Here is a 23879-nt window from a genome sequence, read left to right as displayed (position 1 = left end):
GGTTAAAGGGTAAGGGTTAAAGGTTTTTTCTTTCCCTTTTCCCCTTTCCCTTTCCCCCAAAACCCGACAAGTATTGACTACCATTCTACGTGTAAAATATTATTCATCCACGGTAATTTGATAACTTGTATGCTCCAAGGAATTTTATCTAGTAAAACATCATAAGTTTGACGTTCAACCTGTAGTAGCCAACCATCATGATGAACTTTCAAAATACCATTTCTGTCTAAAAAAGCTCTTCTTAAGCCTTCTGTAGATGTATTTTTCAAAATAGACCAGTTTTGAATCACAGCAGATAATAAATTTTCACATTCTGCGTGTTCTTCGGTGGTAATTTCTAAGTTTGTATTTAGAGGTTCTAATAAATCTAGACCACAAATAATTTTGTTGAGTGGAAGAATATGTTCGGATGAATCTGTTGAAGCATCAACTAAATACTGGAGTAAAAGCGATGCTCGTTCAGCAGATATTTGATTAATAAAAAGATTTTTTTCTACTAACTTGATTTTGGTGAATAAACGATTCAAAAATGGCCAGAGTAAAATTAATCCGGCGTTAGAAATATAAATTTCGTCAGATTGAGTAAAGGTGTCGTTCCTATTAGTAAGTGGCGATTGCTGAGAATTTGTCTCTTGTTGGATTTTGATTTTCAGACTTTGAGTAATTTTTTCAAGTTCATTCAGACGTGTCCTCTGCTTAGATTGATTTTCAGCAGAATTTTTAATTTCATTGAGTAATATTTGGAATTCATTATTCAGTTGATTGATTTGTTGTGTATATTCTGGTGATATCTGTTTATTGAGACTGAGTTGTTGCAATTCGCTAGATAGTAGATTTATTTGTGTATTTTCGTTAGGGATTTTGATTTCTGCGAGAATTTGGGCTAATGTACTTTTGGAGTACTTACCATCTTTCATTGAGTAGTTAATTTGAGCAATAAGACTATTTAAAAATTCCGAATAGTTAATTCCACAACTAGTGGTGATATGTAACAAGTTGGCTTGAGTGAATCTAAATTTATTCAGTGGGATGTTGCTATTTGAGAAAAGAGTAAAAAAGATTCCTTGCCATTTAGTTAATCTTAATTTTGCTTCGGGAATATTTTTAGTCTGTTTTAGTTGTTGAAAAATCAGCTTTATATCTGTATTATAGTTTGCAATAAAGTGGACTAAATCAGCATCCGTAGTCAATAATCCTGTTATTTTCAGTAGTATTGAATCAGAAAATTGATAAATAAGACGCTGCAATTGCTTGGGTTCTTTTAAACTTTGTTCTACAAGATATTTAACTTTATTTGGTGAATTTGTAAGTAGGCGATCGCAACATTTTTCGAGTTCTTGTTTGCTGAATTTTTCACTCCACCAAGGTAGCATACCTGTTTGCAAAAAGTAGTTCAAAATATTTAATTCTGAAGCTTCAATATTGGTAATTTTTACTAATTGAATTTCAGATAAAGTTCTTTTATTCCCAAACTTAAGTTGATTTTTATTGCTATTGCTATTGTTATCCCTTTCTTTAGCTGTCTCATCAAGCAAATCTGCTATCTCAACAGGCAAGATTGAAGATTCAGCTAATTTAATATATGGTTGTGTTTGTTGTGAAAAATTATAAGTTGATACACCAATTGCTTGTGGTAATTTTTCTTGGAATTTTTCGATAAATTTATCAACTAATTCCTCTTCCAAATGATGAATATCAATATTACCTAAATCTATTTCTAATTGATTAATTTGATATATTATTTCTGAACTACTAAACTGACTCAATAGATTATCAATGAGAGGAATAAATTTATGATTATATATTCTACTTATCTCATTTTGCAGTTCAAACGCATCGGTCTGGGAACTCAAATTAATTTCTATAATTTGTTTTTTAATGGAATGTTGTTGTTGGCTCACTTGCAAAAATTTTCATCAACTCACTACAAAATCTGTGCCGATAGTCATATATCCCAAAACATTAAATTCTCTAATATCAACACTGGCAATTTCCAAGGCTTTAATCAGGTTATTACTCGTATTTTTCAGATTTTCTCCTGTGGCATTTTTGTCCACAATTGTGTTTAGCCAGTGAGTGTAAGACCTTTCAAAATCTTGCATTTTTGATTTATCTAACCAGTGAAAGTAAGGAGTTATATGTGCCGGTATTTCTGCAAATATTACTTTATAAATTAGCTTTCTTAAATTTTCATTTTGAAACTGCCAATCAGGGAATACAAAACTGAGTTGGAAAGAGTAAGGATCTAAGGGTCTATCTACTTGTACCCACTGTCCTGGTTCAGATTTGGCAAATCCAGTTTCTATTTCTATATCAAAGGTATCTTGTTGAACGTTAGTAATGAAATAAATTCCATCGTAATTATTTGTGTCAAATATTTGTATTTCTTCGTTTTCAACAAGTCCGTGTTTTTCAGAAACACAAGTTACTATTTTGTTAGAAATTGTGCTTGATTTAAATTCTGAAATTGGCTGACCAAAATTTAAAAAATTAGGGTTTTGCTCGTAATTTTCACGGCTGTCAGGACGAAGTAAAATATGTTCGATGATATGAAATCCTGCTGTTTCATTCAATTCATCGGAAAGGGCTAAAGTTTGTCGCTTGTAGGGGATACCAATTAAGCTGCAAATTCTTTGTTTTAGTCCCGATACATTGTCAGTATCCCAAACTTGACTGGAGTCAGTGTAATTAAATCCTTTACCCCTAGCACCACTAATTTGAGGATAGTTTTGTAAAAAATTAATTTTAAGATTAATTAGTTCTTCTTCTAGAATTGAGTTATATAAAAGTAAGGAATAATCCGTAAATTTTTCACAATACTGTGCTGTTAAATAATTCAGAAAGCGATTTTTCCTTTCTAAATCAATGTCATTCCATTCATCTAGTGATGAATTAACATCGACCTGAAGAATTTCAGATGCCCCTGGAATTTTGGAAATATCTTGAAAAAAGTAAGTTGTCTTATGATTTTCTTGAAAATAAAATAACTCTTTCGTATGTTCTAATTGAGCGAAATAGTTAGCTAATAAGGCATCGAAAAACATTAAATAAGCTTGCAATTGCTTTGCTTGAGCTTTGCGCTGAGGAGATGTAGAGGCTGGTAAACCTAATTCTCCAATTCCATAATTAGCAGGAAAATCATTTTGAATTGATTCATAGTCAGATAATTCACGGTATTGTCCCAGGGGAACGGGGATATCTTTTATTTGTGTAGTTGATATTGATTTTTTGTTTTGCTGTTGTAAAAATTGTAGATGACTTTTAGCTTTAGCCAGGTTGAGATTACAAGGAATTTGTCCTTTGTAAAAACTAATGTTATTTGTCAAACGCTCTATATCTTTTAGTTGGGGTGTTAAATTAGGATCTAATGCTAACGCCCATTCTTCCAATTCCAATGACTTGTTGCTGGTAAGAGTAATATTTCTAACTGTTTTGATTCCTGGAATATCTAAAATAATTCTAATTAAATCAGAAGTATGCAGTTCATCTTTTTTAGTGAAATTATCGAGTTCTTCATTATCAATGAACCCGTGTTCAAGGGGTAAACCATCAAAAATAATTTCGGGAGTTTTACCTTGTTCTAATAGTTCTTTTAAACTAAAAAATTCTAAAGTAGGAGAAATAAAATTTTCTAAATCAAAATAAATTTTTGCCATTAATTCATTGACATCAAAGCCTTCTTCCACATCTATCTCTGCTTTGATGCTAATTTCTTCAACAGGTAATATTTCAATGACAGCAAAATCCTCACACAAATTGCGATGTTGATGAAGTTTGCTTGTGATTTGTTCTATTAAATTAGCGTCATCAAATATATTCTTTTCTTTTTCAATCATTACCCGATAAAGACCATTTAAATGTACTTCCTCGGTGAAATCGGAAGCTTTAAAGGTTAGTGTATGAAGAATCGAGTCATAATAAATGGGAGTTTGTGAATTTTTAATGGGTTCTAACCAAGCATTTTTCACACCATTAATGTCAATTAATAGTTTACGATAATCATTAATAGTGAGGGGATTCACAGTGAGAATTTCTCTGGCTGTAAAAAACTGTTTGCTGTTTTCTCCAGTTTTTTCTTGAGGAGGTGCAAGCAAATCTTTCATCTCGAAATCAAGGCGATAGCTTAAATCCGTGATGGCATAGCAGAGTTGTTCTAGGATAGTAATACCAGGATCGTGGGTGTTGTAATCTGTCCACAATTTCCCTGCTAAGCGTTCAATATATTTTATGCCTTCTTGTCGCAATAAGGCAAAATTCATCCCAGGATGTTCGGGAGGAGTGCTGGAGATGGTAAGGTGTTCAGTCATGGTGATTTTGTGGTTTTGACTAGTGGTTGAACTCCTATTTAGTCTGTTTCTAAAACCTCTAATTCTTCTTGTTGAGATACAACACCATTATTTTTAGTTAATTCTTCTTCTAATACCTGAATAGCTCCTTGAATGCGGAGTAAAGTTTCTCGGACATTGATTTGTTTAGCTTCTAAATCTGCAAGGACTTTTTGTCCTGATGCAAATTCAGCTTTGAGTTGTTGAAGGCGGTTTTCTAGTTGTTGTCTCATAATTAACTAAATATAGTTTAGTTATATAGGTCTGGGAAAAGGTTAAGGGGTAAGGGGTAAAGGATGTATTTGAAACCTTTCCCCTTTCACCTTTCCCCTTTAACCGAACCGTATTGACTTAACATGTAATATTTCACAAATTATTTGAGGTTGCCATAGCTGCGATTGATGCTTGTGGTTTAATACGGTTGACATAACCTTGTTTTTGCTTTTTTTTGTTCTCTGTTTTTTCGCTTCCATAAATGAACTTTATTAACAGCAACCATATTGTTTTATGCTTACAGAGAATTGGCTGTTTCTGCTATATCTCGATTAATTGCCATTAGCCAAATCGTCCAATTTTCACTCTTGTTGTGAGTTAAAAAATCCGCCCTAATGTACCACCAACCATCGGAGTTAGGATAAGTATAAACCTGAATAATGTCAGAAACAGTTCCCTCATTTATATCACCAGGGCCTGAGTAAAATCCGGCAATGCTACAAATCCATTGAGATGTGGGATAGTCAGTTTTGTAATTAATATTATCACCAAGATTGCTATATTTTTTAAATGAAATTAGTTTTGTTGTGAGTTTTAGACTATTTGCCCTCAAACTGCCATTAACATCTAATTTTGCACCTGGACTTGTAGTACCAAGACCCAAATTACCATCAGGACTAATAGTGATTGCGTCTACAATACTTGGTTTTTTATCACCCTCCTTTTGGGTTCTAATTCTTAAACCAATATCTCGATTTGATGAGTCGTCTCTTGCTTGGAAAAAAGCTAGGTTTTGTGTGCCATATTCTTTGAGTTGGACATGACCTGATAAATCTATATTTACTGTACTGCCAGCAGATGCGGCAACAGACAAAGAGTCGGTTACAGTTAGACTTCCTGAGACACTTAGATTTTTTGTATAAAAACTTTGGTTAGACGATCCTGCCAGAGACCAAACAGCTTTATTGCCTTGAGTTTGGGTATCATCGTAAATAACCAAATTGCGATCGCTCTGCATTACCAAGGTATATTTGTTATCAGATGAAGTTAATCTGTCGATGGCACCTGAAATTTTTCCTTTTATAGTTAGGTTATTTGCTTGAAAATCCTGACTAGCAGAACCCCCTAGAAGTGCTTTGGTATCTGCATAGGTTTTGATTGCTTTCTCTGTGGGAATGGCAAGGTCGCTATTTCCTGCTAAAGTCCCATCATTAGAAATTTTATTAACTGTTACTCCCTGCTGTAATTTGAAATTGCTATTTACAGTTAAGTTTTTTGTTTGAAAATCCTGGTTAGCAGAACCCGCCAAAAGTGCTTTAGTATCTGCATAGGTTTTGATTGCTTTTTCTGTTGGTATGCTAAGGTCGCTATTTCCTGATAGAGTGCTATCACTAGAAATTTGATTGACTGCCACTCCCTGTTGTAACTTTAAATTACCATTGATTTCTAACTTTGTTCCTGGAGTTGCTGTGCCAATTCCCACATTACCATCTTTATTAATTAGAAAAGGAGTTGTATCCTTTAACTCATCATCTATTCGCAAAGCATCTTCATTTGCTGTCTGTTGAATATGCAATTTTGCAGTAGGCTGGTCGATACTCAATCCCACATTCCCATTACTATTAGTAATAAAAAGCCTGCTACCTCCAGAATTAGATATATTAAAGCCTTGCTTATCTCCTGATTTTTGATTAAAACCCCAGGTTTTTGTTTCACCTGCATAAAAATCTATTAATTTTTCATCGTTACCCTGGGCTGTAATCTTCAGGGGAGTATCTGCTCCAGAAGGCTTTTGTATGCCATCATCTTTAATATTGAGGGTGGATTCAATAAAATCGGCAAAATCTTGTTGGGAAGGTTTCGTTCCTGTTTTGAATAATCCTTGCAGTTCGCTTCTACTTTTTTGAGTCATGATACTTTACTCCTTTTAACTAACAATAAAATCAATACCGACAATCATGTAACCAATGCCTTCAAAGTCCTCTTCATCATAATTTTCTGTGCCAATTAAATCGATAATATGTTCCGGTGCAGAAACCAAAATTGCATCTGGATATTGCACCTGAGCCAAGTTAGATTGATTGACTCGATAATAAGTATCTGATTTACCTTGAGAACCAGCTTGAATACCAATTTGTTCAATTAATTTCAAATTGGCAACATAATCTACATAAGGTCTGTTCTCAATAAAATAAATCAGTGAAGAACTGTGAATTGAACTTCCAAAGGTAATGTCTGCTTGTTCTTCATAAGCCCAGGGAGACAAAAAGCGTTTAATATCTTCGTTCAGTTGATTGAGATAATAACCTTGTTCGTATCCCTGGCGAAAACGGACGCCCACTCTGTATTTAATACGTTCGTAGCGGGGATTTTTCACCACAATTTGCACAAAAGGTGAGGTATATTTTTGCAGATATGCCTCAATTTCTTTGAGCAAATATAAAGGTGCTTTGGGTTCTAGGGGAAAAAATGGCGCAGTATTAGAAATATCGGGAACTACCACCACTGTTACTTTTGCAGCACTGGGATTATTAGAGCCAGCAGCAGAGGTGATACATTTAACTTTATAAATTTGTGGAAAATTTTCTAATACCAAACGTTCGTAATCCCAAGGAGTTATTGCCCTTTGTTTATGGCGCAGTCTTTCACTCACCCGCGTAGTAAAAGCGCGGTTATTTTCTTTAGGTTTACCACCAAATGATGTGTATGGTTGTTGTACTGTTTTGATGGCAGCATCTCGCGTCACAAATCCTTGAATGGAATTAGCTGCGAGGGGTTGACTGAAATGTTCGGCTGCGTTTTCTTTATTAACAAAAGTAGCCCTCACTGCCTGAGTTCTGATATCTAAAGTATCAGGAATAGCGGTGGTATTTTCCTTGACAGTGGCTCGTAACCAATGCAATCCACTTGGTAATAATTGATGCTTATTAGTGGCTTTATCTGGGATACTCAAGCGAATAATTCCCGGATCTACTAATCCGTTGGTACTATCAAAAAGTATTTCTGTGTCTTGAAATTCTTGCCAATTATTACCACTTAAATAACTCCAATAAATTTGTGGCGGAGTGAGTTCGCCATTACCACTTCCTGCTATCATTTGATAGAGGATAGAAATATTTTGTGGTGGTTGCAGATTGCGGATACCGAGATATAAACTACCTTCTGCTTCATATTGGGGTAGGAGATAATATTGGCTATTTGTCGAGTTATCTGGATTCAAGGTTTGGATGTCTGCATAGCCAAAGGGATGAAGATGAAAGATTTGGGTAGAATCATAAGTGTTTGAATGCCCTTGCAAATCAACTTCCACTGAGGCGGTATAGTCGAGGGAGATGGCTTTTATTTGAGGGGTGTAGGGAGGATAAACTGTGAGATTTTTTTTATCATCCGTTGCCAAAGCCACCTTATTTAATACTATGGGATATAAATCATGTGCAAAATCAGGACTTTCTAATTCCAGTTTGAAGTATCTGTTTTGCTCAAAAGGATTGTCTGTAGCAATTGCTAAAGTAGAAGTATCGAGAGTATAACCAGGAATATTAAAGTTTTCACATTGCAGCTGAATGGAATTACTTAAATTATTCCCATCTTGAGAGAAAATAGGTAGATAAGTTGCAATGTCTACCCAGCTTCTATTATTGAAAATTTTCCAACTAACTTGAAAGCTATTATTAGTAACTTTGCTGATTACCCCAGTATCAGAATAAGCCTTGTAGTATTCTTCAAAGTTTTTGGGGAGTGCCATCCACTGGATATTTAGGGAAAGACTATCTAATTTTTTGCAACTGATTTCTCTATGGCTGAAATAAAAACTCGAACCTGGTTTGGGATTATTACCAAAGGGTGGAAAAGGAGTTTTGGGATTCAAAATTGAGTTATCATTACGCAATTGTAAATTCTGAAGATTTTCAACTTTAATTTGAATATTTACTTTTTTTAAAAGTAGCGATCGCAATTGCTGATAATAAATAAATTTTACTTCAGAATCATCTAATTTTGATATTTGATGCAACAGAATTTTCACCACCGGATGAGGAGTAGCCATTGCATCAGTTAATGTTTCTACTGGTGGCAAAATAGCAGGTGAGGTGGCATCAATGGTTAATTCAAATTGTAAACTATTGAGATAGATAGCAGAAGATTGATATAATTTAACCTTGTCATTGCTAAGAACTTCTTGAGGAAATATCCCCCTACCAATTTCCTGAATATTAGCTTGTTTACTATTAACTATTTCTGTAATTTCAAATATTCTACCGTCATTCCACACAAGAAGTTGCCCGAAATTACTCGAATCAAATGTATCATTAGCAGCCGCCAAAGACACACTTGTAAAGATACGATTTTCTGGAGCAATCGCACCTAAATTAACTTGGGATATATTATAAGATTTAACTGGCTCTTCTAAAATAAAATCACCAATTTCATACTTAAATGATTGGGGTTTTATCCATTGCTTTCCACTGCTCAAATAAATCTCAAAACATTGAATCTTACTATCGAGCATCTGTTGGCAAGCATCTCGATTCAACGTCTTTTCAGAAGATGCAAAGGTCAAAATAATAGTACGCGTACCTTCTGACAACAAAAGTATAGGCGAACTGACTGCAAAACCAAGGGAATTTGGTAAATTTTGAGTAATGTTTCCAAAAGTCTGAAAACGTTGGAATTTAGCTGCTTCTTTCTCTTTAACATCCACTGGAGAATTGGGATAAATATTTTGAATTTCCGTTCTGCCAATGAAAGGATAAATAAAATTCCTTTTCTTGGTTTGTGCTTTTTCCACCAGGCGATAAACTTCTTCCCAATTAGGATTGACTGTAGTAGCTTGGATTTCCATAATCTTCCGGAAATCCTCCACACTCAGATAAAGTTGTTCTTTAATATATCTAATAACTGGCTCTTGGTTAAGATTATCAAATATCTCAACCAAGGTTTGATAATTATTTGGCATTTCTGGTAAAGCATCCCCAGGATTAGGACTACCGAGAGCCAATTTCATCATTCCATCGAAGCCGGATTTTTCTCGTTCTTCCTTTAAAGTATTACGTCTAGCAAAGGTGATTTTTTTTCTGTAGGCTTTTTCTGTTATTTTATAAATTTCTTGCCATTCTAATTCCGTAGGTTTTTTCAGGTTGGGATTATCTTCACTTGTTTGGCGATCGTTTGTTTCAAAGCAATATTGAAAACTTTCTATATTATCAAAAAATAAACTATTTTCAACATAATTTTTTGCTGTTTGAGATATTTGTTGAGTATTTTTCAGTGGTTGATATATATATTGTTTAAGATAATTAATATCCACTGCTGTGCCATTAAAATCAGGAAATCTATCTCCTTGATTGGGGCTACCAATGGCCCATCGCAGCATCTTTTCAAAACTGCGATCGCTTCTATTATCTTGCTGATGAATGTCTTCTAAAGTGATGTATGTTTTTTCTAAAAATACAGTTTTTACACTCGCCACAGTAGCTCGATTCACGATGATGTCTTCATCAGTCGCATAATTGAGATTAATACCTTGACTATCTTGACCTGCATTCAGCAAAGTACCCTGTTTAATTAAATGCGTATCTTGTCCTGGCAACAATTCAAAAATGACATTGATTTTATCGGCAACTTCCGGTTTTATCCTTAACTTTAAAACCTCTTGATAGTAAAAATCAAGATATCTTTGAGTCAGTGCTTTAAACTGTTGTTGCGGATAGCGTAATAATTGTAAAAACGTCAATAATAAAACTAGATGAGGTTGAGATAATTGTCTGAGTGTCGATTCATCATCGGCGAAACTTTCCGGGTTATTAATGTAAGCAACCATTTGCTTAATATCTCCCGCAAAAAAAGCCGACCAATCACCCTTTATCGTATTAGACTCATCAAAATAGTTGAGTTTTGTAGCATAGTCTTGCACAAAAGCCAACAAATCTGATGTATCGCGCTCATCCACTGCAACATAATCTGGTTCCAGTTCTCTAAGTAAGCGATGGCGTTGACTAACCCCATCCCGAAAAACCCGATCTTTAATTTGCTTATTTATATTCATAGCTGAATTATGAATTGTGATTGTATATAAAAATGAAAAATAATCGGTGAGCGATCGCTCCATATCTGTTTTCCGAATTAGGCGATCGCGGGCTGGTTTGATCCGCTACAAAAGCATCGTACTATGTCCGATTATTGGTGGCTTTCACCATGTCGTATATTCCCATCATTATCCCTTCCCATTGTGCTATGGGTCGCCTTGCGGGCCCTTCCTCTCTCGCTCCTATGGAATCGTACATAGCTCGCTCCTGGGCCGTCCTTGTGTCAGGTGCCCCTTGCGGCGCTCCATAACGAATGACTTCTTGTGTCATTGCCCTCTGCTGAGCAGTCACGAGCCTCCCATATGTAGGGTTGAGATATTCCAAGTGTCGATTTTCCATTACCACTCCCATTCCTTGTCGTCCCACAGGCCCCAGTTGCTCTGGCCCCAACTTACTACTGTAGGGATTAATACTGCCAGCCAGCACGGGGTCTATGAAGGTATTGTTGGAAGCGTCCTGCTGGGCAAGGCCAGTGTTACTGTCCACGATGACACCATAATGCCCCCTGAATATCTGATATAAATACTGTTGTACTGTGTAGCCGCTAAGACCATCGTTCAACTTATCGGTCTTGTTTATTCCCACGGCTGTACAAATTGCATTTATTACCTGCTTAACCAAGGTAGTATTAGCTGTACGCAACGGATTTATCACCTGAGTTGGCAACTGGCTTGCCACATCATAAAGGTCGCTCTTATAGTAATGCATTCCTACCAGCTTCTTTGCCAAATCGCCCCTTCCAGTGTGTTCATTCATCAGCATGAAGTAATTACATAAAAGCGTTAAAAACCCAAGAAAATCTTTTTCTGCTGCGCTCGATAGGTCGATCTTTGTTGTATCTGGCAAAAATTTTCGTGTCACCGGCACTGTCGGCCACAATCTCTTGATGGCTGTCATCGCTGTTTTTGCTACTGCTACTGAACGCTTCGTCAGCTCTACATTCTTGGCATGTTCCTTTTCTGGTAGATTTCGCTCTGCATATCGAGCCATTCTGTTCTTTTGTTGGGTAGTCTGCTCGAATAAATAAGGTACTTGTGCGAGTTTTATCCCATATGTTGCGTGAAAATATCCTAAACGTGGTTGAAAAAGGGAAGAATTGGGACTGTCTGAGCCGATGTAATATGCGTCTACCGGTGCGCCCACAGCCGCTTGTGTATCATTATCTATATTGTTATACAGTTGATTTACTGCGTTCACTACCCCTCGTACCCTCGCTAGAGCCTGAGTTCGAGAAAGGGTACTTTCATCCCATGCTGTTGTCACAACCTCGACAATACTAGCGCCACTAGGTATGAGTCTTCCACGGATAGCTTGCAGGCTGTCCTGCTGATTTTGGTTTAGACCATTATCTGTGGCATATTGGTCTAGCTCTGCCTCGTAAAGTTTATTCAGGGTTCTACTATGGTCAACATTTAAATAACAGTGACTTGCTCCCGTCATATCTACTAAATTCGTATGTCTACCTCCCATTCCTGCATCCATCGGCACATCATTCATAGCTATATTGCCCCCCCCTGCTAAAGATGGAACCGCGATGTTGGCTTTGTGTGTAAACAACATAGGTAGTTCAATTTCAAATCCAAAACGCCTTTGAATTTGGTCGCTTGGAGTTGGGGAAATGGAAATATCGCTTCCACTATTCTGGTGGTCTTGTTTTGGGGTCTCTTTGCGACGGATGCCATCGCCATTCTGCTGCACTACATGGGTCAATTCATGGGCAATCAACTCCTGACCCCCGCGACTTCCCGGTTGATAAGCCCCCTGCCGAAAGAATACATCCTGCCCGGTGGTAAAGGCCTTCGCCTGAATCGATTGATTCAACTGGTCTGAGTGTTTATTCGTATGTACGCTCACCCCACTAAAATCTGCCCCCATCGCCTGCCCCATTGACTGCTGTAGTCTGGTATCTAAAGGCTGTCCGCTTCCCTTAGCACTGTTAATGGCAGATGCCAACTCTGTTGATGCTTCACCGCCACCTATGGCTTCCTGACGCTGCAACACTGGCTGGGGCTTTTTCCTCAGTCCATGTTCTTCTTTTTCTTGCACCACCTCACCTTGAGTCCCAGAAATAGGTGTAGGAAGATTTATTTGCCGTACCACCGATGTTGCGACCCTGTTGGCTTCCTGTTCATAACGGTCATTGGGTTGGCCTATGGTCAGCTTTGTTTGAACTACCCCGTCCGTTGGTAAGCTGAGCCTTGATGCTGCTTTTAGCTGGTTTGTAGGGAAAAAATTGGCTTCGCTATCTTGACGTTTTGGTGCTAATAATTGATGATTATCTGCCAAATTAGTGGTTGATATGGAGTTTGGGGTTAAGTGCGATCGCATTACATTGGCTATCATTTCCCCAGACTGCGGTTGGTGGTAACCAGATAAATCGGTTGTGGATGTTGGTGCTTCAGGAAATTTACTTTGCTCAACAACGCTCTTTTTCTCAACTAATTTGGCTGTTTGCCTGGATGAAACTTGTTGTTTACCGAGATTTGCCATATGTAACGCCTTTTTTATTTTTAAGTGTGTTTTATCTAAAATTCCCCCAATTGATGGAGATAGCATCAAAGGATTTGAGCTTCATTAATATAAAAAGGATAAACCAAATTAAATCGCGAATTAGTCACTCGCACGCGATAAGTCACACTTATAAGTAATAAACCTGCTTCACTTTCATCAATATCAATTTCTTCAACATCAATACGCGGTTCGTGATCCAAAAGGGCATCATAAATTGTCCCTTTAATATTAGTAATTAAACCTTGAGTAATTTCTTCAAAAATAAACTGGCTTAATTCACAACCAAAATTAGGCTGCATAATCCTTTCTGCTGGACGAGTTGAGAGGATAATTTCTAAACTTTGGATAATATCTTTTTCATCTGATACCATCTCTACTGTTCCAGTATTTTGGTGAAATGTGGGGGGAAAACTCCATCCCGTTCCTAAAAAAGAGTTATTTGTTTCCATAATAAATAGATTTTTATATTTATATAAACAATTAATTTATATGAATTTCTGTACCTTTAATAATTATATTTTTACCTTGAATAGTAATATCTTCAGGCGATTCAAGTTTCAATCCTTGAGCGTTCATAGTCATAGTATTACCATTTTCATCCACTAAATTAATACCTTGCGCTTCCTCTGATAATTTAAAACTATTGCCATTAGGCGTACTGATTTCAATTAACTTCTTTTCATCATCAAAAAGTATTTTTAATGATTTTTTAGTGACAATCCCTTTTTTATTATTTTCCTGGGTGACTGTAAAATCAGGGGGTAAAGCGTTTTTCTCGCTATGCACTGCACCTAAAATTATGGCTTGTCTGGGATCGTCATTGATAAAACCGAGAATCACTTCATCACCTAGTTCTGGTCTAAAAAAAATACCTCGTTCATTACCAGCGTCCACAGAAGCTAATCTCGCCCAAATAATACCATCTTTTTCTATTGACGGAATTCTGACTTTTACCCTAAATTGTTGTTGGCGATCGTCTTCATAGTTCTCAACTATCCCAATTTGCAACCCATGAATTGCTGGAACTAATCCTGCTGCTGGAATATCAACAATATTATGATTTTGTTGAGCGAAGAAATCAGCAGATAAACCAAATTGTATATCTGTCTGCCATCCTTGTTCATTGACTTGATGTCGAATTGCTGTGACTAATGTTTTACCATTGAAGCGTTTGCTGATACCTGCAATTTCCATTAATTGTCCTGGTTTAATGTCCGCAAATCCAGGCACTTTCAGACGACCATTCAACATGGAAAAACGACTTTTACGCAATTTAGCATCAGCCCAAATTTGTGTTTCTTCGTCATTTAATTGTCCCGAATAAATTAATTGATAATTGTCTGCACCGATAGTTTTTGCTAATTCTTCTGCTTTTAAATTACCCTGACTCAGAGAAAAAGCTTTAGCTTTTTGAAGTGGTGATATACTCTGTGTTTTCACATCCCAAGCGGTACTTTCTACCGTTGCATATTGATGGCGAATGTCAGCAGACATTTCAAATTCGTAAATATCACTGATACCATATTCAAAGCTATTTTTTGGTAACCCATTGAGATTAGGCTGTTGTACGGTAATTTTACCATCGTCAGCTAAAACCCAATGACCATTGACATCTGCACGAGATACAATAAAATCCCAGTCGGTGCAGTAATATTGCACCATTTCTTTATGCTTTGGTTTAGTTGCAGCAATAGATGTAATTTCCAATCCCCAAGGTTCGATAATTTTGTTAATAATTTCGTTGTCTGTCATCTCTCGAAAAACAGCACTTTTTCTTTGATGAGTTAATTTAAATGCTGCATCTTTTAAATCAACAGTTAACAGAGAACCATATTGGTCGGCTTGCAGGGAATGTCTCACTACAATACCTGCAAAAACTGTCGCCTCGTTTTGTCGTTCACCTTCATAGCGGAGCTTGATTTCAATATTATTACCAGGCTGAAAAAAATCTGTGTTACTAATAGCGAATTCGCGTTTTGTGGCGTCACCATCTAATAAAATTATTTGAGCTATGGGTATTTTGTTCACCTCTTTGATAATGTCAATGGACATGACGTTATATTCAGGGTTCATGATTGACCCATCATTCAAAATTGTTACTGTGACAACACCACTCATTATTTTTATACTTCTTTAACTGGTGGTAATTTAATATTTGTTCCTGGTTTCAATTTTCTGAAATTATTAAGATTATTAGCACGAGCCAGCTGAATGTAATAACCAGAATCGCCGTATATTTCTTGAGCCATCACAGGCAATTTATCTCCACCTTTGATAATTCTAGAGTGCGATAAATCTGGCGAGCTTTTATTTTCTTGTTTAATCCGTTTAGAATCTTGGATATCCCCGATAAAAACTGAATCTAATTCAGCCCTAATCGGTTGTCCACTGCGGTTGAAAAGCGTATAATTAACATTAACAGATTGCAATCGACAATCAAAAATTAAGTCTCCCCATTCAATTTTGAGAAACTTAGGTTCATGGCTTTTGCCATCCATATAAGTAGTTAGCTCAAGAAAGCGATTTACTTGCTTGTAAATATCTTTCGTGCCTTTAAGCTTGCCAAGAAATGCAGCCGCCGCAAACCCAGAAAGCCCATAATCTGCTACTCCCGTATCATCTAAAATTAACTTCAGGGACAATTTCTGAGGTTTGCTCAAAGAATATTTAGCAGTGCGTCCACTGGTATTAATCCCCTGATAAGATTGATAAACATTTTCGTATGTTAAGGAATAGGATTCCGGATTAAACATAGCTTCAAAGGTTTGTTGTGGTAAACCAATCCGCAGTCTATTTCCATAAACATAAATCTTCAGTTTTTCTAATTTAAAAGGGTTTTTCAGCATATATTTTTATTATCTTTCTCGCTGACGCTCCAAAATTTTTAGTACTTGTGCCACACAAGCAGCAATGATTTCTTGTTTTTGTTCGGAATTACCTTCAATTGCAGATTGGTAATTAGTATCATTACTATCGACAATGTTGGCACGAATAATTAATTCTTTAATTTCCACAGGCATAGCTAAATACTCACACTTTGAAATCTGGTGTAGGCTAATTCCATCGTATCTATAACTATTGCATTGGCACTAGCATCTAGGTCAGATACTCTCCATTTCACGGGATAAGCTCTTTTAAATAACCAGCTAGAAAGAGGAATACTATTTTCATTCAGCAACATCACTAAGACATTACTGGGTGTAAATTTCATGGAATTCATGGCAATATTAAACTCTGCATTCAAAGGCGAACCAATCACCATTCCTCTTTCTAAAACCAGATTATTATAAGTGACATGACTAGGCAAACGATGTCTAAATATATTTTCACCACCTTCACGGATGTCTGTTGTCTCTATTTCGGCAGAAATTCCCGATACTTTTTGAAAGCGAATATCTAAGGGATTAGGCAAAATTCCGGCAATGAAAAACACCACCATAAAATAAAATCCAACAGGGGGATTTTCTGTCAAAGTAAGTTCCGGAATAGGAAATTTATCTGCCATTGCACTAGAATTTTTCCAAAAGTCAATTAAAAGAAGAAAAATGAGTAATCATCCGGGATAGTCAATCTTAAGATCGTTAGCCATTAAATCTAAACTTTCAATAGCAACTTCATTACTAGTGGCATTAAATGACGGTGCATCTAATTTCTTAGGAAAGGCATTTATCGCTGTCCAAGAAACAACTGCTGTACCTGTTTCGTCTAATAAATCAATACGAATATCGCGCTTGGCGACAGTATTTAATTTCACGGTACTAATCCAATTAAATAAATAGCTATCTTTTCTAACTATGCCTTTTTTGAGGCTTAAGCTAACGGGAGTACTTAATCCCGGCATATACTTGGCTCCATCTTTATAACTCATACCATCTCTATAAGTTATGGTTTCATATTCAATGCTTAATCCGGAAACTTCTGAGAAAGCGTGGGAATCATCTCCATCTATGGTGACTCGATAATAAAAGACAGGAATTGGGTAATTATTTTTAATCTCTTCTGCTGAAGTTGCCATGATCGATGTGTCCTTAATTTAAGTGTTTTTAGTTGTTGACAATTGTGCAAATTTGATACCAAGTTGGCATCAAAGATAATAATTTTTGCTGGCATTGTGGAGTAATAATATGATGTTTGAATTCAAGCACCGCAGAACTTTAAATTCAATCGCATAACTACTCGTGTTGGTTGTTGATTGTTAACTGTCAATGGTCAACAATCAACAATATAATAAAGCCAATTGCAAGTTAAATATCAAACCGCATAAAACCCCAAATTGTTTAGCTTTTTCCTACGCTTCCTGTAATTTATGGGAGAATTTGAGGATAATGAACTCAGCCGGACGAACTGCCGCTAGACCAATTTCTACAATCATGCGTCCTTCTAAAATATCCTGTGCAGTCATGCTTTTACCAAGTCCAATATTGACAAAATAAGCTTGTTCTGGCGTACTACCAGCCAGGGCACCTTGTCGCCATAATCCCTCTAAATAACTTTCAATTAAAGATTTCACTTTTAGCCAAGTGATGGCGTTATTAGATTCAAAAACAACAAATGCAGTGGCTTTTTGAATTGATTCTTCAATGAGATTAAACAGTCGGCGCACAGGTATATAACGCCATTCATTGTCATTACCGGCTAAAGTTCTTGCACCCCAAATTAAGGTTCCTTTGCCGGTAAAACTACGAATAGCATTAATTGATTTACCTGCGGTGGGATCTATGTTGAGATTTTCTTGTTCTTCGTTGCTAATTTTAACTGTAGGAGCAAGTATTGATGCCAAACTAACATTAGCTGGTGCCTTCCAAACTCCCTTGTCTCTGTCTACTCTGGCATACACTCCAGCAACAGCAGCACTTGGAGGTAATACAACTCGCTTTTTACTTATCTCAGTCTGAATTTTGTTGTAGAGATCGGTTCTTTGGGTTTTGGTGTCGGTTAGTTTTTGAGCTTGTGTATCAGCAGTGTCTCCAACTCCTTTAATGCTTACAGAATCATCGGTGTAATAGTAGTTTAGTGAGGTTTGTAAATAAGGATAGTAAGCTGCACCATACTTTAATTCATCTGTTTCTATGCCAATAGCATCTCGGAATTTATCAACTCCTCCTGTCTTATCTTTTTTCTCTTGGAGAATATCGAAAATCGCAAATCTATCTTTTAACTTATTACATTGCTTTAAAGTTTGCTGACAAAGTGCGTAATAATCGATTTCGCTTAAATTGACTGCATCAGTCAGTAGTATTAATGTAGGCTCATCTTCTTTTGCTAAAGCTGATAAACCTGTTTCAAAATTAGCTTTTTTCAGAGGTTCTGTACCGTATTGCCCCACTGAAACTATATAACAACTACCCCCGCCATTATCAAAAAACAGGCGCAAGGCATAATACATTAAATAGTTGAGTTCAGGGGTGGTAATACTACTAATTCCACCTGCATCAGTTGTCACCTCAAAATTGGATGCTTGAGCTTTTCCAAATAAAGTTTCATACTCAAGGAGGGAACTAATGCGAGTTGGTTGGTTAGTTAAATCTTCATCATCTTTTTGAGCTTTTTCTGTGTAACCAATAAAGGCAGGAATGGCTGTAGATACATCGGCTACTGAGGGGGGAAATGTGGAAATTTCTTCAACATAAACGTTGGGAGTTTTATAAGTTACCATGTTTATTTCAATCCTTGGTTTGAATTTTTATATAGCAGTCCGATTTGATTAATGAACTGATCTAGGCAGGCAATAGCAAGAGAGTTATAAAAGAGTAAAGTGTACAGAATCTCAAAAATCAAATAGGATTTCTATAGATATTTGAGGGCATTAATTACTTGGATTCCGTTATAATTAGGCGGGTTAGGTAAATGTTCTATCCACACAACAGAATTGCTATTTTCACTTTTTTTATTCTTCAATAGTTGAATATTTTTTATTCCTACTTGCTGACAAGCAATTTCTGAATCAGATATAAAGAGATATTGTTGGGCTTGGGGAAATTGTTGCTGAAGACGTGAAAAGATAGAGTCTGTTTTTTCAGCTTCGGTACTTGCGAATCTGGTAAATTTAATTTCTGTTTTTCTAGTTGTGTCTTTATCTTTAATTAAAAATTCATCGCCATTAATTTCCCTATCAGCAAGCAAGTAATAATACCATCGTTGTTTTTTGGCTTTAAAAGTAATTTTATATTCACCTCCGCTATCCAAGAGTTGAGATTTGGAAGAGGAATGATAAATATCGACAATGCCAAAAATATTTTTTCCTTTGGGCAATTTCCGGTCAGAAAATTTAGTTTTGTTTGTTTCTAAGTCTGATACTTCAATATGATTTTTATTAGTAAATTGATAAATAACATTATTGACAGGTTTCCAATCAAGTTCTGTGAAATCTATAAATTCTTCATTTTTGAGCTTTAATATAAAACTAAATTGCAGATTTTCAGCAAGTTCTATCCAGGGCTTACTTTCTGAATCTACTGGTGCAATCACCACTATTCCATTAACTTGATTTTTCATAATCAAACGATAACCACTAAGTATGTGCTGACATTCTGCTGTTGGTTCCAGCCTAAAGTCAGGACATATTTGATTTTGATAATACTCGTGAATAATCCTCAATTCAAATAGTTGTTTATAATGCATAATTTTAACGATATGTATTATTTTTTATAAAAAATTAGATATTTGAAGTTAAAACTACGTTGTCAGCTATATCAGAACTAACTTCTACTGTATCCGCATCTGTAAAGACAACCATTCTGATTTTATAAATGGCTGAAGGCATATAAGACATGCCCAAACTAGCCCAAACCTCTCTTTGTTCTGTAAAAGATAAATTAACCAGTTCGAGAGTTAATTTTTGGATTTCAGAATTCAGCGTTGGAGAGTTGTGCTGATTGAATAACCGATGACTTTGAAAAAATTTGATAATTAGGGATAGAAATTGTAAAGATTGCTCGTAATCAGTAAAATTAGCCGCAAATAAGATATATAAATTCAGGTAAATATTAGGGTTTTTCGGCGAATTACCACCTTGATTAGGCATCCTTTCATAGGCTGCTCCAGAGCGAAAAGTATAGTCTTCTTCTAAGTTGACTAACAAGGTAGTGATGGCATCATTCTGGAAGGAAACGTCTTTCTGATTTCGTTCGCGAACAAATACGACCTCAAAATCCTGCGCTCCGGTTTTAACTCGGATGTAGCTGTTGAGTTGTTCTTTGAGGAATGAAAGGACATGCTCTATCATAGGCAATGATGTAACAATAATTAATTTTTCCTGTTCAAACCAACACATTACTCTTAGAGTATGACAATCCTATTTGATTTATAAACTAGTGGTAGTTTTTAGAAGTCATTTAAGATTGCTATTGCTACTAAAAACAGTTTCCATCGCTAATTAAAAGTTAAGAGTCTATTGATAAAGTAAATATTACATATACAGGGCGAGATGGGCTGAAGTTTTGCACCATCAAAATTGCCATTGTGTTATGGTTATAGGAGGATTTAGCAGGTTGAAAAAATGAAAATTAACCACAAAGCACTATTTTTTTGATGCATTAAGTTTTGCAATAATGCACCAGAAAATTTAATGTTTCCTTTATAAATCAACTCTAACTTAGCAAAAGAAAGAATTCGTATCTTTTGGATTATTTACTACTGAAACAATAGTGCTGAGTATAACAACAACATTGTCTGTCAAGTTCAACACAAAATATATCTTTACATTTTATACTTTCTGAAAAATATATTTTTAAATTATTGACGTTGCTGAATTTAGGCATGAAAATAGTTAAGTGATTTGTGTGTTTTTAAAACCCTGATTCCCAATCGTGAAAAGAGGGGATTTTACACTACAAATCATACATATAATCCAATAAAGTTCAGTAAAGAAAGCTCCTCTGTGGAAGTCAAACAACGGGAAACAGAGAGAAAAAAACATGCTTATTTGAACTTGATTAACATACGATAGACAACAGCAAATTATTAATTTTCTTTCCACCCATGCATAACAGCTATACCTTTAGTAGCCCATTCGATTACAATTGGCGGAGCTTCTGAGATTAGAATGCTTGGATAAACTGCTGCACCCCATTCGGGATGAATTAATACACGACATTGATTTTTAACCACTTGATAGTTGAGTAAAGCTTGAACAACTGCTGTGTCGTCGTGGGGAATTGCTCCGGGATGAGATAATAAAGGATAACCTGTACGAGGGTCGATTAGGTCAGTTAAATAACCGCGATCGCGCAGATTAAATGCTAAATCGCAGCCAAATCTCATAAACTTTTCTCGCAAGCGTTCTTTCTCTGTTTCTATTTCCACAGTCTTTTCCACTAGTTGATAACGCGATCGCTGTAAGACAATCACTACTCGTAAAAATGGCTGGTGCTTCCAATCTGGTAATATCCGTTCGCAGTTGGCACAGATATATTGACTGGGGGGATGAATTGAAATTTGAACCGCTTGTCCCGTTTCGCCAACTAAATTAATGGGATAGCCTTGTTTTGAAGCGTAAACTTTAGGATATGTCACTAAATTAATTCGGTTGAAAGCAAGTTTTCTAATTTAATCTACGGTATAGATGATAGCTCTTAATAGTTACAAAAAATCATCAGATTTCTATAATAGATTAATTTTATAAGAAGTAGTTGTTAATAACTTGCAATTTTAATCGGATTTTTATGCTTTATTAACCTATTTAATCAGATTGACCGAAGAAAGGCAGAGGGCAGAGGGCAGAAGGCAGAAGACAAAAAATACAATTTTTCCCTCTGCCAAAAGGGTTTAAAGCCCCTAAATTTATTTATGGAAACTTGAAAAAATATGTATTTCGAGACGCGCAAGCATGAGAAATACTGCCTCTTTATTAAATCCCCTAAATTTATTTATGGAGATTCCATAAAAGCCTTCTGCCTTCCCTACGGGACGCTACGCGAACGTACTTCTGCCTTCTTAAGCATTTAACTTGCACGTTTTTTCACGTTAGTTGTTGACGGTTCACTGTCAACCGTCAACAGTCAACGAATTTATTCCTATACTTAATTGAGTTTTAAAGAATTAACAGGAACTTCATCCCAAGAATCCACTGTGCGTAATCGCGCTACCCAACCTGCTGCTTTTTGCGTCTGGGTCAAATTATTCTCAAAGGAATCATGACAATCTTTGGCTTGAGATTCGTTACAACAAGCAATACAAGCATGAATCATACCAGACGGATCGATTTGCTCATTTACCCAAATAGTCATAAAACCTTCCCCTTAACAACTTTAGTCAAAAAAGATATTCATCATTTTAAAATACAAATCTTCTGGGAGTTTTGGGGATGGGGGGATGGGGAGACAAGGGAGATGGGGCAGAGAGAGGTTTAAAAAATCTGCTTTGTAGGCGTAGCGCGTGGTAGACATCAAGAAACCCTTTAAGCCTGTGAATTTAGGGTGGTGTTGGGTTAAAAAAGAAACTATGACAATCATCAAACCCATCACCAATTTATTAGAAACCCGCGCCAGTGCCCCTGCATACGGCGGTTGGGTGCTAGCGGCTACGGCTATTTGTTTTTTTGGCGCAGGTATCAATACGATGGCTGGTTGGCTGTACGCCATTAGCGGCATCAGTTTTGCCCTTTTGACTGTGGCGGCCATCTTACCGCCGCGATCGCTCACAAATCTATCCGTCACCCGCCGTTCCATTGCACCTGTGTCAGCAGGTAATGAATTAACTATAGAGTTAGAAATCTGCAATCAGACACAGCAGGCTGTAAGCTTATTGCAAGTTGAGGATATGTTGCCTTTTGTTTTGGGCAAACCAGTACAAAAGGCCATCGAGACAATTCCTAGTCAAGGCACTCACCGTTGGGTATACTATCACCCTACAGAGCGCCGGGGCGTCTATCGCTGGCACACAGTGGAACTTGCTTCTGGTGCGCCTTTGGGGTTATTCTGGTGTCGTCGTCAGCGTGATTGTGCCGCTATTGCCATTGTCTATCCAACAGTATTATCCTTGGCTACCTGTCCCCTAGTGGATGAAATGGGGCAAGAAGAAAGCAAAAGAAGCGATTCTCTTGGTAAACCCGAAAAGACGGCCACAACGGGACTAGTGCGATCGCTTCGTCCCTACCGCTTGGGAGACTCCACCCGTCTAATTCACTGGCGGACTAGCGCTCGTTACGGAGAATTACGGGTGCGAGAGTTAGAAATGGTGACTGGTGGACAAGAGATAGTTATTGCCATTGACAGTGCCAGCAATTGGCAAGAAGAAAACTTTGAACAAGCAGTAATCGCCGCAGCCTCATTGTATTTTTATGCACAAAAACAGCAATTACAGGTGCAACTGTGGACAGCATCCACAGGTTTAATTAAAGGAGAACGTTTTGTTTTAGAAACCCTAGCAGCAACCACTACCTTAGAAGAAGCCAGCACAGTAGTCCCCAAAAGCCATCCTTTGATTTGGCTGACTCAAAACCAAAAAAGCCTTGCTACTCTATCTCCAGGTAGCCGCTGGGTTTTGTGGCAGAATACGTCATCGCCACCAGAACCAGAAGTTATCAATTGGCAGCATCCGGGTATAGTTTTGCAAAGCGATCGCCCACTACAACCCCAACTACAAAAAACAATAGGATATGGGGCATAGAAAATTGGGGGTGCTGGATGTTGATTGTTAACTGTTGACTGATGACTGTTGACTGGTAAATCAGGATTTATTCTCCCTTGTCTCCCTTGTCTCCCTCATCTCCCAATACTTGTTGGTTAAGGGGGAAGGGGGGGGCCTC

18 protein-coding genes are annotated in these 23879 nt (G+C 36.8%); 1 reads left to right on the top strand and 17 read right to left on the bottom strand.

What is annotated here, in order from left to right; translation table 11 throughout:
• Window positions 1-77: 77 nt before the first annotated feature.
• The 17 genes from GNE10_RS12710 to GNE10_RS12630 form a co-directional block, all read right to left on the bottom strand.
• Window positions 78-1901 carry a contractile injection system tape measure protein gene (locus GNE10_RS12710; RefSeq protein ID WP_185565484.1) on the bottom strand — a complete coding sequence of 608 codons (1824 nt, stop codon included), beginning with the start codon at window positions 1899-1901 and terminating at the stop codon, window positions 78-80.
• Window positions 1902-1916: 15 nt separating this feature from the next.
• Window positions 1917-4307 (bottom strand): hypothetical protein, encoded by a 2391-nt coding sequence (locus tag GNE10_RS12705; protein WP_185565483.1) that lies wholly within the window; start codon window positions 4305-4307, stop codon window positions 1917-1919.
• Window positions 4308-4345: 38 nt separating this feature from the next.
• Window positions 4346-4558: a hypothetical protein gene (locus tag GNE10_RS12700; RefSeq protein WP_185565482.1), complete on the bottom strand. Its 213-nt coding sequence runs from the start codon at window positions 4556-4558 to the stop codon at window positions 4346-4348.
• A gap of 278 nt (window positions 4559-4836) precedes the next feature.
• Complete coding sequence (locus tag GNE10_RS12695; RefSeq protein WP_185565481.1) at window positions 4837-6450, bottom strand: hypothetical protein; 1614 nt, start codon at window positions 6448-6450, stop codon at window positions 4837-4839.
• Window positions 6451-6465: 15 nt separating this feature from the next.
• Window positions 6466-10644, bottom strand: coding sequence for a hypothetical protein (locus GNE10_RS12690; protein WP_185565480.1), 4179 nt, complete (start codon window positions 10642-10644; stop codon window positions 6466-6468).
• 58 nt (window positions 10645-10702) lie between these two features.
• Window positions 10703-13177: a DUF4157 domain-containing protein gene (locus GNE10_RS12685; RefSeq protein WP_221642829.1), complete on the bottom strand. Its 2475-nt coding sequence runs from the start codon at window positions 13175-13177 to the stop codon at window positions 10703-10705.
• Window positions 13177-13581 (bottom strand): GPW/gp25 family protein, encoded by a 405-nt coding sequence (locus tag GNE10_RS12680; protein WP_185565479.1) that lies wholly within the window; start codon window positions 13579-13581, stop codon window positions 13177-13179. Before GNE10_RS12680 ends, GNE10_RS12685 begins: the two co-directional genes overlap by 1 nt.
• Window positions 13582-13612: 31 nt before the next feature.
• Window positions 13613-15250 (bottom strand): type VI secretion system tip protein VgrG, encoded by a 1638-nt coding sequence (gene vgrG / locus GNE10_RS12675; protein WP_185565478.1) that lies wholly within the window; start codon window positions 15248-15250, stop codon window positions 13613-13615.
• A gap of 5 nt (window positions 15251-15255) precedes the next feature.
• A complete protein-coding gene (locus GNE10_RS12670; RefSeq protein ID WP_185565477.1) occupies window positions 15256-15978 on the bottom strand; it encodes a hypothetical protein in 723 nt (240 codons plus the stop codon).
• Window positions 15979-15987: 9 nt separating this feature from the next.
• Complete coding sequence (locus tag GNE10_RS12665) at window positions 15988-16152, bottom strand: DUF5908 family protein (protein WP_180267543.1); 165 nt, start codon at window positions 16150-16152, stop codon at window positions 15988-15990.
• A gap of 2 nt (window positions 16153-16154) precedes the next feature.
• Complete coding sequence (locus GNE10_RS12660; RefSeq protein ID WP_099069118.1) at window positions 16155-16637, bottom strand: phage tail protein; 483 nt, start codon at window positions 16635-16637, stop codon at window positions 16155-16157.
• Window positions 16638-16685: 48 nt separating this feature from the next.
• The gene (locus GNE10_RS12655) at window positions 16686-17147 is read right to left on the bottom strand and encodes a phage tail protein (protein WP_099069119.1); all 462 of its coding nucleotides are present in this window, start codon (window positions 17145-17147) and stop codon (window positions 16686-16688) included.
• 273 nt (window positions 17148-17420) lie between these two features.
• Window positions 17421-18788, bottom strand: coding sequence for a phage tail sheath C-terminal domain-containing protein (locus tag GNE10_RS12650; protein WP_185565476.1), 1368 nt, complete (start codon window positions 18786-18788; stop codon window positions 17421-17423).
• Window positions 18789-18919: 131 nt separating this feature from the next.
• Complete coding sequence (locus tag GNE10_RS12645; protein WP_185565475.1) at window positions 18920-19753, bottom strand: hypothetical protein; 834 nt, start codon at window positions 19751-19753, stop codon at window positions 18920-18922.
• Window positions 19754-19787: 34 nt separating this feature from the next.
• Window positions 19788-20357 carry a DUF4255 domain-containing protein gene (locus GNE10_RS12640; protein WP_099069122.1) on the bottom strand — a complete coding sequence of 190 codons (570 nt, stop codon included), beginning with the start codon at window positions 20355-20357 and terminating at the stop codon, window positions 19788-19790.
• A gap of 737 nt (window positions 20358-21094) precedes the next feature.
• A complete protein-coding gene (locus GNE10_RS12635; RefSeq protein ID WP_185565474.1) occupies window positions 21095-21646 on the bottom strand; it encodes a methylmalonic aciduria and homocystinuria type D protein in 552 nt (183 codons plus the stop codon).
• Window positions 21647-22152: 506 nt separating this feature from the next.
• Window positions 22153-22359, bottom strand: coding sequence for a glycogen debranching protein (locus tag GNE10_RS12630; RefSeq protein ID WP_099069124.1), 207 nt, complete (start codon window positions 22357-22359; stop codon window positions 22153-22155).
• A gap of 214 nt (window positions 22360-22573) precedes the next feature.
• Here GNE10_RS12630 and GNE10_RS12625 point away from each other — a divergent pair, with 214 nt between their 5' ends.
• Window positions 22574-23740 (top strand): DUF58 domain-containing protein, encoded by a 1167-nt coding sequence (locus tag GNE10_RS12625; protein ID WP_185565485.1) that lies wholly within the window; start codon window positions 22574-22576, stop codon window positions 23738-23740.
• The last annotated feature ends 139 nt before the right edge of the window (window positions 23741-23879 follow it).

It is taken from the genome of Nostoc sp. 2RC (genome assembly GCF_014222165.1).
GTDB classification, from domain to species: Bacteria; Cyanobacteriota; Cyanobacteriia; order Cyanobacteriales; family Nostocaceae; genus Nostoc; species Nostoc linckia.
The sequence above is the reverse complement of the archived record's forward strand: the minus strand, read 5'-3'. Positions and strand labels throughout refer to the sequence as shown.